Source organism: Kumtagia ephedrae (assembly GCF_003012745.1).
Classification (GTDB): Bacteria; Pseudomonadota; Alphaproteobacteria; order Rhizobiales; family Rhizobiaceae; genus Kumtagia; species Kumtagia ephedrae.
This window is the reverse complement of record NZ_PXYK01000023.1, coordinates 80,454-95,038: the sequence shown is the minus strand read 5'-3', so window position 1 is coordinate 95,038 and position 14,585 is coordinate 80,454. Positions and strand designations below refer to the sequence as shown.

General features: G+C 63.3%; 15 protein-coding genes and 1 pseudogene. All 16 read right to left on the bottom strand.

The window, feature by feature from the left end; translation table 11 throughout:
* Positions 1–18 precede the first annotated feature (18 nt).
* Complete coding sequence (locus C7I84_RS21750; RefSeq protein ID WP_106774312.1) at positions 19–468, bottom strand: restriction endonuclease; 450 nt, start codon at positions 466–468, stop codon at positions 19–21.
* Positions 469–780: 312 nt separating this feature from the next.
* Positions 781–1,047 carry a hypothetical protein gene (locus C7I84_RS21745; protein ID WP_106774311.1) on the bottom strand — a complete coding sequence of 89 codons (267 nt, stop codon included), beginning with the start codon at positions 1,045–1,047 and terminating at the stop codon, positions 781–783.
* A 183-nt stretch (positions 1,048–1,230) separates the two neighbouring features.
* A complete protein-coding gene (locus C7I84_RS21740; RefSeq protein ID WP_106774310.1) occupies positions 1,231–3,762 on the bottom strand; it encodes a S8 family peptidase in 2,532 nt (843 codons plus the stop codon).
* Positions 3,662–4,732, bottom strand: a complete 1,071-nt coding sequence (locus C7I84_RS21735) for an AAA family ATPase (protein ID WP_106774309.1) — start codon at positions 4,730–4,732, stop codon at positions 3,662–3,664. Before C7I84_RS21735 ends, C7I84_RS21740 begins: the two co-directional genes overlap by 101 nt.
* Before the next feature lie 265 nt (positions 4,733–4,997).
* Entirely contained in the window at positions 4,998–6,962 is a 1,965-nt protein-coding gene (locus C7I84_RS21730; RefSeq protein WP_106774308.1) for a relaxase/mobilization nuclease and DUF3363 domain-containing protein, read from the bottom strand.
* Between the two features lie 221 nt (positions 6,963–7,183).
* A complete protein-coding gene (locus C7I84_RS21725) occupies positions 7,184–8,110 on the bottom strand; it encodes a lytic transglycosylase domain-containing protein (protein ID WP_245428548.1) in 927 nt (308 codons plus the stop codon).
* A gap of 4 nt (positions 8,111–8,114) precedes the next feature.
* Positions 8,115–8,444 carry a DUF736 domain-containing protein gene (locus tag C7I84_RS21720; RefSeq protein ID WP_106774307.1) on the bottom strand — a complete coding sequence of 110 codons (330 nt, stop codon included), beginning with the start codon at positions 8,442–8,444 and terminating at the stop codon, positions 8,115–8,117.
* Positions 8,432–9,037, bottom strand: a complete 606-nt coding sequence (locus C7I84_RS21715; protein WP_425351375.1) for a S26 family signal peptidase — start codon at positions 9,035–9,037, stop codon at positions 8,432–8,434. The genes C7I84_RS21720 and C7I84_RS21715 overlap by 13 nt, the downstream gene beginning before the upstream one ends.
* Positions 9,034–9,504 (bottom strand): DUF2840 domain-containing protein, encoded by a 471-nt coding sequence (locus tag C7I84_RS21710; protein WP_106774306.1) that lies wholly within the window; start codon positions 9,502–9,504, stop codon positions 9,034–9,036. Before C7I84_RS21710 ends, C7I84_RS21715 begins: the two co-directional genes overlap by 4 nt.
* Entirely contained in the window at positions 9,501–9,776 is a 276-nt protein-coding gene (locus tag C7I84_RS21705; protein WP_106774305.1) for a ribbon-helix-helix protein, read from the bottom strand. The genes C7I84_RS21710 and C7I84_RS21705 overlap by 4 nt, the downstream gene beginning before the upstream one ends.
* On the bottom strand, positions 9,773–10,408 hold the full coding sequence (parA, locus tag C7I84_RS21700; protein ID WP_106774304.1) for a ParA family partition ATPase: 636 nt from the start codon (positions 10,406–10,408) through the stop codon (positions 9,773–9,775). The genes C7I84_RS21705 and parA overlap by 4 nt, the downstream gene beginning before the upstream one ends.
* A 211-nt stretch (positions 10,409–10,619) precedes the next feature.
* The gene (locus C7I84_RS21695) at positions 10,620–11,480 is read right to left on the bottom strand and encodes a replication initiator protein A (protein ID WP_106774303.1); all 861 of its coding nucleotides are present in this window, start codon (positions 11,478–11,480) and stop codon (positions 10,620–10,622) included.
* A gap of 15 nt (positions 11,481–11,495) precedes the next feature.
* Positions 11,496–11,726, bottom strand: coding sequence for a helix-turn-helix transcriptional regulator (locus tag C7I84_RS21690; RefSeq protein WP_106774302.1), 231 nt, complete (start codon positions 11,724–11,726; stop codon positions 11,496–11,498).
* A 70-nt stretch (positions 11,727–11,796) separates the two neighbouring features.
* A complete protein-coding gene (locus tag C7I84_RS21685) occupies positions 11,797–12,483 on the bottom strand; it encodes a DUF2285 domain-containing protein (RefSeq protein WP_425351374.1) in 687 nt (228 codons plus the stop codon).
* Positions 12,404–12,616, bottom strand: a complete 213-nt coding sequence (locus tag C7I84_RS31075) for a transcriptional regulator domain-containing protein (protein WP_425351378.1) — start codon at positions 12,614–12,616, stop codon at positions 12,404–12,406. The genes C7I84_RS21685 and C7I84_RS31075 overlap by 80 nt, the downstream gene beginning before the upstream one ends.
* A 349-nt stretch (positions 12,617–12,965) precedes the next feature.
* A pseudogene (locus tag C7I84_RS21680) lies at positions 12,966–14,166 on the bottom strand (DUF932 domain-containing protein).
* Positions 14,167–14,585 lie beyond the last annotated feature (419 nt).

Below are 14,585 nucleotides of genomic sequence, written 5' to 3'. Positions count from 1 at the left end.
AGCCGCGCATAGCGCTCGTCAATGTCCCAGAACCCCGCCTGTCCTCGCATTCCCAGCCTCCGCGCAAATCAGCAAAGGCAAGTGAATCAAAACGCGCTCTGGATTGCGAGGTTTTTCGAGGTGTCCAAGTGCGCGCTGCTGGAGTTTGGTGTCGTTCTTCGAGGTCGTGACGATGAAGTACTCGTTAAGCGGCGGGTTGAAGGTCAACGCCTTCTTGACCTCTTCATCCACCTCCCTCTTCGTGAGTTTACTGTTGCCGACTTTGAGTTTGCACTGGATGCCGACAAGTTGATTGGGATCACGATCCCGATGTCCCTTGATATCAACCCCATCTTGTCCCTGACCCCGTGTGCCGACGCGGCTCACATTGGGGTCGTTAAGCAGTTCCTTGAACAGGACGACGCAGTTCTTCTCGAACTCCGTTTCATCGGCGGGTTTTCTTATCTGTGTCGGTCGATAGCCAACCATGGTCCTGCGGCTCTTACGTCGGATAGAGCTCGACGGCGACAGCCTTCACTAGCGATTCCGACTCACCCGGAACCTGTTCGAATCCCTAATCGCTCAGAGAGAACAAACAAGGAAATTCACCACTTTATCCTCGAACTTTTTAAAGCTGCATATCTCAGGAGCAGAACGACCGCCTACCGCCGTTTGCCGAAGCTCCCGCGAGAGCTGTGAGGGAGCGTGCCGAGAGCTTGCCAAAAGGCCGAGCGGTTTCTCTTGTGGCGGGCGGGCATGGCGACTGTCCGATGATAAGAGCTCCTCTTTTGTTCGCTTTATTCAAGTAGTTGTTAATACGCGGATCGTCGCCTTTGAATTGCCGATTTGGCCTACGCAGTTGAAGTCAATCGGAGAGGTATATTTTGAAGGGACTGTGGCACGCAGGATCATGCCGTCGCAGAGTCGCAGCATGGTCCCGCCAAGTACTTGGCCATCCTGGTATAGGCACGCAGGGCCCTTCCTCAATTCATCGTCCGACAGTTCGCCGTCAAGCACGATGCCGAACACGACCAGCATTTGTCCGATGAGCACCTTCGTCGGCGTCATTCGCGCCTTGCAACAGCTCCGCAAATCGGCTCATGCAGGCAGCCGGTCGGACACGAGGCTTGTTGCTTGAAGGTGTCGTCAGCTCCAGACAAATCGTCCTCACTTACGGATAAGTGGTGACATTTTGTCTGGCGGCGATGCGACGCAGAATTGTTACAGGGGGCAATGTGAGCGAGATGGTAATCAGCCTTGCACTCTCACAAATGCGCGCGGCTGGATCTGAATATTCGCACGAACCTGATCGTAGATCTGCGCTGCGCCGGGCATTTCGATTGTGACAGCAAGGCCGAACGGAATCGCCTCGTCAATCGGCGTTCCTTGATCTTTTTCCCGCTGAACCTGGAGCGGGATCGAAGCTCCATTGGCAATGGTGCCGATGCGCGCATCGCGCCATCTACGGTGGACGATCGTTCCACTCTCAGACTGGCTGTTGGATGGTTGGCTTGTGGACGTCCCAACACCCGCGATCTCCAGGCTGTCGGGCTGAAGCGAGTCGATCTTTAGCTTGACGGCACGGTAGGCAAGGTGCCCAGGCCGGATTGGTGTGAACCATGCGAGGGTTGCTCGTACCTCCCGAATGTTTGCGCTGGCGGCGAGGGTAGCAGGAATCGGAATGTCGAAGGCCAAAGACCCTTCGACCGGCAGAGTGCCGGTCGCCCACATGGTGGCTCGATCCGCGGCACAAGCGATCGCATCTTCCGGATCAACAAAGCCGTATCCCAGATGGCGGCAAACCTCACGTCGCCAATGTTCATGGTGCAAAGTAGTTGTTGGATCGATGATCGGTCGGATGAACGTCTCTGCATCCCGCCAGGAGGCACAATGAACGAGGAGGGCCTTGAGCAGCGCAGCTCGCTGCGCTAGCGGCATCGGGCCGATCAATTGAGGATAAGCAGTCTCCAGGGCGTCAAAAATGCGATGGGCGGTATGTGTAGCAAGTGCGGTCGCTGCGCTGGTCCCTATCGTGAAATGCAATCCCATCGCTCCGTTCTCGGGAGGCGCGGCAACCTTCAGCCCCCAATATCTGCTCGGATTAGGGTGCGAGATCAGCACGGGCGGCGCGGCGACGGGATCAAGTCGCACAGGTTGGCGGCCGCCGGCAAACAGCGCTTCCGGCTTTGTGCCACGTCGCAATCCGGGACCCAATCGAGACGAGAGGTTCGGCATCTCTCTGTCGGCATATGGCGGAAACGGCGAAGCACCGCGAAAGACTTCTTGTGAGGAATCGCGATGCCAGGCGCCAATCGTCAAAGCATTGACGCTATCAGCAGGAGCAAGAAGGCGGCGATCCGCCTTTAAAGCATCCAAACCTCGGAAAATTGAGCTGGCTTGATCTGCAGGGTCCGCCGCTTGGAATGCCGCAGCGTCTGCGTAATCGGCGACCGTTATGCCGTCTCCGGTGTTTCCTGCGCTGACCAGGAAAAGAATGCCATAGGTGAAGGCCAGATAATCCAGCGCGCGGGCCCAGGTCGATATCTTGCCTGCAAAGGGTTTGGTTCTGTCGCCCAGCGAAAGGTTGACGACAATCACTTGGGTGCCGCCCTCGGCGCGCATGCGCATCACCGCTTCGACAATGACGTCGATCACGAGCTTGTCGCTGTCGAAGAGCTCATCTCCCAATGCCGGCGCATACATGACAGGCCGGAAGTAGACGCGTCGGCTTACGGGTGATGGTTGTTCGTTCAGATCACCATGCAGCACAAGTGAGGCCATTGCCGTGCCGTGAACGCGTGTTCCCACCGCTCGAGCCTCAAGGTCATCGGGATCGTCTATCGTAAGCCGGTCATCGAGCAATGGGTGAGCCTGCACCGGCACTGCATCGAAGATGGCGGCGATCGGCTCGGGATTTGCCGGCAAAGGGCGAGCCGCGTCCAAGCCGAGTCGATCGGCCGTCTCGATCGGCGTTCCTACGCTCTGGGGGACAATCGATGCGATTGGATCGGCACCGGCCAACGAATGCAGATCCAGATCGGCGATTCGACGGATCTCGACCGCGGACACATCGGCCAAGATCGCATGGTAAGCGAACGCCGCTCGGCGCGAGCTATGAATGATCTGTCCGCCGGTCTCCGCGATCCTGGCGGCGATATCATCCTCCGCGGATCGCGATGCTGCTTCGCTGCCCCGAAATACCAGCTCGATTTCAATCCTGAATAGCTCGTTGTCGGGCGCGCCATCGACGATGGCGCGAAAATAGTCGCGATTGCGAGGCGAAACGCGGTCCGCAGGTCCCCAGGGACGAACCGCTCGCAGTTGCTGAAACAGATCGCGCCAGGGCGTATAGTTCCGGGGCACGGTTCCGTTACGTCCCCAGCCTTCCCAAAGCGAAACGATTTCACGCAGGGCGCCGAGTTGCGGCACAAGCAAATAGAATTCTGGATTCTTGTCCAGCTCGTCCGCTTCCAGCTCTTCTTCACCCGCGAACTCCAGCCCTGAGATCCGCGCCACAGCATTGGCGAAATTCTGGATCGAGCCGGTGACCTCGAAGACCAGAAGGCGTTCGGGAGCAAGGGAATTGGCATCCGCACGCAACTGCAGCGCGGCGTCCTGCCGACTCAATACATTGCTGAGCTGGCGAAAAACCGGTCCGTGCGCCTGGACTTGGGCATTCCGGTCAAACCGTCTTGCTTGTCCCCCGCCGCCGCCCGACGCTCGTCGAGCTACGTCCCTTGGATTGTTCAGCCGAAGAAGAGGTTTTTCCGGATCGTGTGGCATCTGTATTTTCTGGCGCGACTCTCGTTGCCCAAAGCTCAACTTGCTCGCGCAAGATATCTTTCAGCGCCCTATTGGCCAGAGAGAGAATATGCTGGCGCCGCACGGTCTGGCAGAATTCGAGTGCTTCAGCGAAGCTGATGCTGCCCAGCTTTCCTGCTAACGTTTTCGCCTCGATTCCGGCCGGTTCTGGCCATGTGTCGAACTGACGATCTAGGAAGGCGGCAAGCGCTTCCCGTGTCGGCTTCGGGAGTGCAAGGCGAAGCTGAAACCGCCGCCACACGGCGCGATCGAGCAACTCGGCATGATTCGTCGCAGCCACGGTGACGACGTAGCTCGGCAGTTGATCGATCTGCATCAGGAGGAACGAGACGACGCGCTTGATCTCACCGGTCTCATGGCTGTCGCCCCGCTCTTTTCCGATCGAGTCGAATTCATCGAAGAACAGGACGCATGGTACGGTTCGGGCATAGTCGAAGAGACGCGCCAATCGCGTATTGGTCTCGCCGAGGAAGGAGCCTACTAAGGCATCATAGCGGACGGTGAAGAACTGGACCGCGAGGGCCTCGGCAATTCCCTCGGCAACCGACGTTTTGCCATTGCCGGGCGGACCGGACAGCAGGATCCGGTGACGGGGTTGCATCCCATGGGCTCTGAGCAGGTCCGCTCTGTGCTGCTCTTCAATCAGTTGTCTGACCTGCTGGGCCACCGGCAGAGGAAGAATCAGGTCTTCCAGGCGCTGCCGCGGCTCCGTTTCGAGGATCGTATCCTTGCCCGTTTGAGCGGTTGAAGTCGAAGCGGCCGGTGGCGTGACGGCAACGGCATTCAATGCACGCTGCAGACGATCCGCAAGCGTGTGGTGATTCTTGCTGCGTTCTTCCGCGACGGCAGCCTCCACGGAAGAACGCAAAGCGGCTCGATCGCCGGTCGCGCCGGCGCGGACAATCGACAGAAGGAGATCGCTTCGAGCCACAGGCGTCTCGTCCGAAAGGCAAATCACTACGCCTGGAAAGTTAACATTTCAGGGAAGCGCTTGACAGAGGGCTTAGGCGGGCTTCGACGCCACACCACAGAAAAGCGGAATTCCGCATGAAACGACCGCCCCGTCAGAAACCGATCCGCTGCTGCCCGACCTGCCACGACACGCTGCTGCCGTGAGCAGCGCCAAGCACCTGGCCAGGGCGCCCCCCATCATCCATCCGGGACGGGACGCAGCCGATTGGAAGGCTTAGGACGGTTCAGATTCCCATACCTCGCTGCCTCCCAAACTCCCATGAGATGCTGTTGCCGCGGGCGATGCCGGCGACGGTCTGGCCGAGGTGCTTTTCCAGAACCGGCCGCCAGGGCACGAGGCTGAAACCCATGCCGTCGTCGAGCATGGCGAAGCGGCCGCTGGCAAGCATGATGGAGCGCCGATAGACGCCGCCGACGCGCTCGCCGTCCTCAACGGCGCGATGCTGCAAGCCGGTCTCGCCGGCGATCTTCTTCGCGGCCGCCTCGATCTCGCGGCTGCGCAAGGTAGCGAGAAGGTTGCGGGCGAAGAAGACGCGATGGCCGCGCCGTTCGGCGAAGCCCTGTTCGACAAGGTGGTCCTCCCGGTCGCGCATGGCGTCTCGGACCTCGGCGCCGAAGCCGGTCTGGGCGAGGCCGGACAGGTCACTGAGGCGCTGGCGATCGAGCCAGGTCGCACCGATGGCGCGAGCCTGCCGGTCGATCGGCAGGTGCGAGCGCAGCTCGACATCGACACCGCCGAGCCGCTTCGTGTCATAGGCTTTGCCGCGCTCGGCGAGATCGTTGGGCACACGCCACACGCCGTCCTCGATGCGCTCGACGATGCCGGCGCGGCGCAACGCTTCGAGCCGGCGGACATGGGCGGCGACGAAGCTCTCCGGATCGTGCTCGGGCTTTACCGCCGCGCGCTCCACACCGAGATGATGCTCGGTGCGATAGATGCCGTCGACGGCGAGACCGGCGACCGTCCGGTCCACCGTCCGCTCGGTCGCGGCGCGGGTCTCGACGATGCCGCCGGTCGGCAGCGATTCAAGGTCGGCGCCGTGGGCGAGCGGCACGTAGTGGGCGCGGCCGTCGATGCCGTCGACGATCAGATAGCCCCGATCGTAAAGCTCGTCGGCCAAGCCCTTGTCAACGATGCGGCCGACGATCGGCGCAGGCGACGATGCGCCGTCCAGCACGACCAGCTCACGGTTCCTGCCGGACATGGCTCGCTGCATGGTGCGGATGATGTCACCGCGCTCGCTTATGCTGCGCAAGGTGGCCTCCGCATCGGCATGCAGCGTCCAGGTGCAATTGCCGGTGTGGTCGGCAAGACCCATCTCCGTGAGCTGCTGGAGCCGGCCGATCATCGCGGTTCGGCGGAAGCGGCTCTGGGCGTCGGCCGGCTCCGACAGGAAGTTGATGGTGCCTTCGTTCGCCTCGCGCTGGATCATGCGATCGAGGCCGGTCCATCGCTCCTGCACGACCTCGCGCAGCATGCCGTTGCGGATTTCCATCTCGGTGCGCGCGCCGAGCCATTCGGTGGCAACTTCGCGAGCACGGTTGCGCATGCCATTCGAGATATAGTCGCGGGCAATGACCAGATCCGATCCGTCCGGCTGGCGGCCGCGCAGGACGATATGGGTGTGCGGGTTGTCGGTGTTCCAGTGATCGACGGCGACCCAATCGAGCCGCGTGCCGAGATCGGCGTCCATGCGGCTCATAAGATCGCGCGTATAGGTCTTCAGGTCGCCGATGTCGGAGGCGTCTTCCGGCGAGACGATGAAGCGGAACTGATGCCGATCGCCGCGGCCGCGCTGCTCGAAGGCGTCGATGTCGGCCTCGTCTGTGCCGGGACCGTAGGCACGGGCCTCGCTGCCGTCTCTCGTCACGCCGTCGCGCTCGATGTAGCGCAGATGGGTGATGATCGAGCGCGCGCCGGCCTTCTCCAGATTGACCAGCCGAGTCTTGATGACGACGCGGCGGGCATTGCCGCGAAGGGACTGACCGGCGAGCTTCGCCGCGACATGACCTCGGCCGAACCGCGCGCCGGATCGCGACGGCCGCCGCTGGAGCGTCCCGCCGCCGGCCGGTCCTGCCTTCGACGTGGCCTTGAGCACGCGGCTGGTGAACTTCGGAGCCCGCGTGCTACCCCGTGATTTCGGCGGCGCGACTCTTGGCCGAAAGCGGTCGTCGTCGCGCTCAGCCAAGGCCAGGCTCCATCCAAGCCGGGACAAGCCTATGCGACGAAGCACGCGATTGATGCTGCCGAAGCAACGACTTGGCGGCTCCACATGCACGCGGCCATACCCGCCGCGTGCCGCTCCAACCGACGTGCAGACAAGACTTTCCGGACGGCCGCGTGCCGTCCGCTTTTATCTTGCCCTGCGCCTTCGGCGCTCCATGCGGGTGCTTCAGCGTTGCCATACGGTCAATCCGTCTGCACGTCGGTGCTATGGGTTTCAGCGGGCTCCTGCTGCCTGTCGCGGCGCTTGTCGGTCGCGAACAGGCTTTCGGCCGATGACGTGGATGCGTGCGATTGCGTTGCCGTGTCGATCGCCAAGAGCGACGCGTTCGTGGTTCCGACCGTGGGCTTGCCAGATCCCGCGAAGAGGCTAAGTGCGGTAATGCCGAAGACCGGCGCGAGCGCGTCGAGATTGGCGCGCGTCTCGTCCGGAAGCAGCATGCCGAGGAGCTTGTGTTCCTCGTAGCGGGCTGGTCCGAAATTGTAGGCGGCGAGCGCGCCGGGCATGCCGTACCGATCATACAACGCGCGCAGATAGGCGGTGCCGGCGATGATGTTGTCATGCGGGTCGAACGGGTCATCGCCGAGCCGGTGAAGCGCGCGCAGTTCGCCCCAGGTCGCGGGCATGAGCTGCATCAGGCCGCGCGCGCCCTTGGGCGAGACTGCGCGCGCATCGTCATGGCTTTCGGCGCGGATGATAGCGCGTATCCAGTTCTCGGGAATGTCGAAGCGGCTCGCCGCTTCGGCGATCGACGCGGCCCACGGATCAGCGCCGCCATGACGTTCGCCGAATACGCTGTCGGGCAGCGGAAGAAGCGCCGGATCGGCACGGACTGCCACGCCCGACAGTGTGAGCATGATGCAGGCGAGGCACGCCCGCATGATGCTCCGGAAGACCGCGCGCAGCGTGCGCGGAACGTCCCGGCCGAACGCCGTCAGCCTGCCACCGTGCTCGCTTCGGTCAAGGGCAAGGCTGTGCCGGCCGCGATGCGGCCGCCCTTGACCTGCGCTGCGCGCGATGGCTGTCCGACAGGCGATCGGGTCGGAGGGATGATCCGCGATCCGACCGATCAGAGGGATGAGGATCATTCCGGATCGGAGCATCGCGGGCATCGTGTTATTCCTTTTCATCGCGCTTCGATGGCCGGTTCCACATGAGATTCCAGACCTTCTCATCGGCTTCCGACTGGAACAGGGCGGCGCGGATCGGCTGCGTGAAGGTCGGGTCGTCGATGGCGACCGAGAGATAGTCGCCGGCCTTCTCGCCGCTGCGGTTCCACGCTGCGCCGACCTCGCGGTCATCGGCCGCGTAGATGCGATGCTCCGGCGCGTTCTCGGCATCGGACTTCTCGGCCGGGCGGATGCTCAGCTCCACGTCCAGGGTGAGCGTCTTGACATGGCCGGCATAGCCCGCCTTGGTCTTCGTGAAGTTGCCTATCTGGGGCATCGTGTTCTCCTTTGCGGTTGCGGAAGCCGGACCGTCATGGCCCGGCGGAAGCCGGCGGATGTGTCAGCAGGGGCCGGATCGGTGTCGCCGGCGGTCCAGACGGGAACCGCGCGGCCGACGATGCTGGTGACGGGGAGCGGGCCGACATAGCGGCCGTCAAAGCTGTCCGGCGCGTCCCAGTTCATGAGGAAGGCTTCGCCGTCACGGAGCGTGCGGCAGCCCTGCCAGTCCGGCAGCGGCCGGCCGTTCGTGTCCCGCGCGCGCGCTCGTCCGTAGACTGCGCCATAGGCGAGGATCGTCGCGGCGGAGCGGCAGACGGTCTCGCCGCCAAGCGCCAGCACCCGTTTGAGGAGCGGGACGCCTATCGGCAGGTAGCTGCGCTCGTCGAGGAAGGCCGCCAGTTCGTCGGGCGGCATGACGATGGCGATGTCCGTGACCGCGATGCCCGCCGCCGGCTCGACGCGGTAGAGGCCGAGCGGCAGGCTGGCCGACGCATTCCAGATGAAGCGCGGCGCGTGTCGCGACCAGACAGGCGCGGCGATCAGCAGGGCGCCGCTGGCCATCATCGCGAGGGTGAGGCCGCGCGCGATCACGACAGCAGCTCGCGGCGGCGCAGCCAGGCGCGATGCTGCTCGGGCGAATAGGGATGCGGCGGCTGGCGAATCCAGAGCTGATTGTGGACATGCCGCCAGTAGTCCGGCGCGGCGTCGGCCGGATCGAGGCCTAGCGCTTCCACGGCATCGATCGCCCGCAAGGCGCGTTCGACTTGGTGCCAACCGGAAACGAACAGCAGGGTCTCCGCGCCGGGACGCACATAGGGCCACATCGAGCAGGTTTCGCCCGGCGCCACCGTGCGCATGATGTAGATGTGGGAAATGGCGGTTCCGTATGGCCCGCGCTCCCAACGTAACAGCGCGAACACGCTATGGGGCGCGAACAGCGCGAGGCTGCGGCGGCGGTCGAGCCTGCGCTTGCGCACCGGCCTCGCGAAGCGCAGCCAGACATTGATGCGGTCGGGAAGGAAGACGGTGGTGACGCTGGTGTAGCGGCGCGTGCTCATGCGTTGCCTCCCTCGTCGGGAAAGCGCGCTTCGAGCAGATCGCGGATCATCTCGGCGACAGTGACGCCCTGCCGGAAGGCGGCGACCTTGATGCGGCCGCGGAGTTCCGGCGTCACGTCGATGGTCAGCCGCGCAGTGTAGATGTCGGCCTTGGGCGCAGCGGCTTGGACGGACGGATGGGCTAGCCCCTCTGCGCCGTTGCCCTGCTGGACCCAGGCGTCGACCGTGGGCGCGGCGGGCTTCGCGCCGAAGCTGACGCGCTTGCCGCTCATGGGACGGTTCCCATGATCTCGGTCGCGAGCGCGGCGATCTCGAGCGCGGCGGCCCCGCCAGGCTCCAGTTCGCGGGCGAGTCGGCCGGTGGCAACGCTCTCGGCGAAGATGACGCGCTGTCCAATGTCGGCGGCGAGTGCCGGCAGGCCCTCGGGCAAGGCCGCGCGCACGTCGCGGCCGATAATGGTGCCAACGATGCGCCGGTTGACGACGAAGGCGGTACGGAGCTGTGGCCTGAACATCCGCGCCTCGCCGATCAGCGCCACGATCTCGGCGCTCGCCCACACGTCATAGGGCGACGGCTGGACCGGGATCAGCACCAAGTCGGCGGCGAGGATCGCGGAGCGTGCGAGCGCGGTGACGCGCGGAGGGCCGTCGATGACGACATGATCGACGCCACGCGCCAGGTCGGGGACTTCGGCATGCAGGGTTTCACGCGGCAGGCCGATGACGCCGAACAGGCGTGGCAAACCAGTCTCCGCGCGGCGCTGCGACCAGTCCAGGGCGGAGCCCTGCGGATCGGCGTCCACGACGGCGACGCGGGCACCGCTGGATGCCAGCTCGCCGGCAAAATGGGTGGCGAGCGTGGTCTTGCCGACGCCGCCCTTCTGGTTGAGGAGCGCGACGATCATGGCGTGCTCCTTGCCGATGGAAGCGGCTCGAAAGCGATGTTTTCCACACCGCCGTCGGTCCAATAAGAAAAGTTAGATTCTCTGTTAGGAAAGTTAGGCGCGCGGATTTGCGAGGCGTCGCAAACGGTTAGGCCCTGTTCGTGCCTTTGATAGCACGATAGTCGTGCATCTGATAGCACGAGGCCAGATGCCTTCGATAGCACGAGACGATTCACAGCCTTTCCACAGCCTCCCTTGAATGAGTGGACAGACGCAAACCGACTGGCGCGAAGACGAGCAACTCGCGGCCATTGTCGAGCCGGTCGACGCGCAGCCGGTAGCCGGGCAAGGGCTGGCGGAGCACGATGTCGCGGAGGTCGCAGGCGAAGTTCGAGAAGCGCGAGAGGCTTCCGGACTTGGAATAGAGGTGGCGGAAGTCGAAGCTCCAACCGCCGGGCTGGTGGCCGCCATGCTTGCGCACCAGCCTGTAGAGCCAGCGTTCGATGCCGCCGAGCAGGTCGAAATAATTCCGGTCGATGGTCAGGATCAGGGCGTTGTCGAGGACGCCTTCGTAAAACCAGTCCGGCACGATCATCTCGATACCGAGCGGCCGGCCCTTTGCGTCCAGCCTTTCCTTCCATTCGTTGATCCACGAGAAACGATGCCGACGCCGCTCGGAGGGCTGGCGTATCGAAGTGGCGACGGTGGTGGCTTGCAGGCGGTCGAGCGCGGCCTTGAGGCGCTGGTAGTCGCGGACGGACGTGCCGCGGCCGATGAAGGTGAGGATTTCATAGGGCGTGGTCGCCATTAGCCGCGAGGTGCGCAGGCCGAGGTCGCGTGCATCGACGATCTGTGAGGCGGCCCATATCAGGATGTCGGCGTCCCAGATCGTTGCGAGGCCAAATTCGGCCGGAGCCTCGACGTGGATACGGACGTCGCCGGCCTCGAACCGGATCGGCTGGACGCGCTTCGACTTAGCGAGGGAGAAGAACGGATAGGCCATGAGATCCTGTGCGTCGCGGGCGGCCATGTCGCCGGCACGCGATCGAAACAGTTCGAGCTGGTCGCGCTCGGAAACGTGCCTGCGCGCCATGCGTCGTACCGGCGATCAGCGGGCTTGGGCGTAGCGGGGATCGGAGGTGGTGTCGCAGGACCGCGCCTCGATCCAGCTTTCGAGGTCGTCGATCGCATAGACGACGCGGGAGCCGAGCTTGCGGAATTTCGGGCCGCCGCCGATGACGCGCTTCTTGTTCAAGGTGTGTGGCGAAAGCTTGAGATAGGCGGCGGCTTCCTCATTGGTGAGATAGCGGCTTGCCGGCCTGGATTCGGAACGATCCACGAAACTGCCTCCGTATCAGGCTGGCCGAGCGGGGCTCGGTCCAGCGGTTCGGAGGCAGTTTGGGAAAAGTCTATCCTGCTGCGGATGGAGAATCTCGGCCGGCCGTCTTTCTCCCTGTCGGGAGCGTGGCCGGCATAGGAAACTCGCTAGCCCGGCGAGCGGCCGTGCCCCAGAGCAGTCTCCGGTAGCCGCCGGTCATCACGGTGCGGCCGCGCCTGATGAGATAGCGGACCCTGGCGCGCAGCTCACTGTCGCTATGCCATTTCTCCTTCACGATGTGCTCGCCGAAGATTGCGATGCCAATGTCGCGCTCGCTCGCGCCGGCAAGGTGTCCGTCGAGAGCCTGGAGGGACTGCATTGTGATGACGGGCTCGGTGGAGCCGCGCCGACCGACGAAACCGGCGTTCCGGCCGGCAATCATTGCCAGCATGTCGTCTGCTTCCCTCAGTCGCGCGGTGGCCCTTTCGTCCGGAGCAACAGCGAAGATGAACGGCTCGGCAGCCTCGAGTGCGTCGGCGAGATGGACATGCCAGGAACGACCGTACCGGCTGAGCTTCAGCGCGAGACGGAAACCATCATGCCCGATCGTCTTGCGGCCGGGAAAACGCCAGGGATCGAAGATCGGAGAGAGGGTGTCCGGGTCTTCATCCGTTGCGATCGTTAGGGTGATGTCCGGATTAGGTTGCCAGAAAGGCAGTGCACTGCGGGCGTCTTCCGCGGGATTCTCGAAAAAATCGAAGCCCCCACTTCCGTGCATGTGTGCTGGTTGATCGCCGCCGCAAGCTGAACCGGCGCCAGTCGTTCCCATAGTCGGGATTGCGACGCAAATGCTCCCAGGCGAGGGCCGGGCGATCGAGAAAGAGGGTGTAGAGATAGGCTGCGTTGGCCATCCAGTCCTGCGAGTTGGGCATATTTTCTCCGCATCATTTACCCCATCCGCCGCCTAAAAACATGACAACATACCTCATGAATTGAGTCGGCTAAAGTCACGCTCTTATGTGTCGGCGTTCTGGGGCATTAGGTGCAGCGATCTTCTTGAACTGGTTGCAGTGATTTGGCCGTGCTCACGGGAGCCGGGCGCAGTCCGGCGAGCGGCGGGCGTGCGTCAGGCGTGGCTGCAACCGCCGATCCGGATTTACGGATCGGCGGATTTTTGGCATGCATCCAGGCTCGGAACACCATGCAGCGGACCGAAGGGATCGGGCGCGACGGGACTGGCCTGCCGCGCCCGGCCTTTCGTCAGGCAGCTCTTTCCAGCAACACCTTTGCCTTCGTCTCCAGTTCAAGGCGGCTGTCCTGATTGGTCTTGGTGCGGGCATGGGCAGCCATGCCTTGCACAAAGTCAAAGATGCTTTCCGGCGGGCGGCCTTCCTCCTGCAACACGGTTTCGATGATCTTTCCTGTCTCGGCCTTGCTGAAACCGCGCTTGCGCAGGAAGCTCTCCCGGTCCTCGTCGGTGCGAGCGACGATCTTCTCCCGCGCGGCTTGATGCCGGCCACGAAAGGCGCGGGCGAGGAATTGGCGAAGCTGCGCAAGGCAGGCGCTGCCTCATGGGCGAAACGCTGCGCCGCAAACTTGCTGTGCCTGATGGTGATTTCCTCGAAATTTTCGCAGCCCCACAGATTGCGATTCATACACACGGCGCGCAGGTAGAATGAGGCGATGCCGAGGGTCTTCGATCCGACTTCGCTGTTCCACGCGTAAAAGCCGCGAAAATACAAATCGGGCTCGCCGTTCGGCAGGCGTCCGGCCTCAATGGGGTGCGTATCGTCGACCATAAACAGGAACACGTCGCGGTCGCTGGCGTAAAGCGTGGTGGTGTCCTTGGTCACGTCGACAAATGGATTGTGCGTCATGGTCGCCCAATCCAGAACGCCGGGAACCTTCCACATGGTATCGCCGGTTCCGTTGCCGGCGATCTTCATGACGGCGGTGACAAGCTCATGATCCCAAATGCGGCCGTAGTCCGGCCCGGTCACGGCGCGAAGCTCAATGCGGCCGTCTTCCGCTTCCAAGGTCTTCACAGCTCGGCGCGATGCAACAGCAAGCCATGCTGCAGATTGATCCCTGCCAGCGGCGCGGGAAGCTGGCGCATGTAGGTCGCGGGTGCACCGACGAGGCTGCAAAGCTGTCCAAAGCTCCAATGGGTCGGTGCGACAGGCTGTTCCTGTCCGGGGACGATAAGCGAAAGCCTTTCCGCATTGTCGCGGCTCGCCTCCACCCGCACGGCGCGGCTTTCCACGGTACGCGCCTTCGCGCGATCCGCCCGCGCCTTCACGGCGTCGTAGAGCTCGGTGAGCGATAGATAGCGCTCGTCGTCGGGCCGCGAGAACCATTCCGACGAAACGCGACCGATACGCTGCCCGCGCGAGATGTCCACGCGGAAGCCGTGCGCTGCCGCCTTCTGTTGGTCGTTCTGGCTAATGCTGGTGATGTTCATGATTGTTGTTCCTTTCCTGTTACTGCCGGAGGCATGTCCCCCGACATGCCTCCCGGGGGCGCGTGAGCGCGCGGGGATGGAGGGGGCAAATGCCGGCGAGCATGGCCGGGCTGCCAGGGCGAGCGGGACGGAATGACGATGTTCGGAAGCATGCCGGTGTTAGACCGTTTGCGAGCCGGCGGCCCTGCCACTGTGCAGGCGGCACTTGGGGGAGCAAGGGGTAAGACCCCTTGGCTTTCCCATAGTCGGCAAGTGCTCAGGCGCCGGCGATCGGCAAACAGCAGAGTTTAGCAAAGCTCTTGCGGATGATCGCTGCGCTTAAAAACTGGTTTCTATCCTGTCCATACGCCTGGATTGAACAGCCTATGACCCAAGTTGGCAGAGATCGACCTTCGTCTGCTGCGGAGTGAACGGCACCT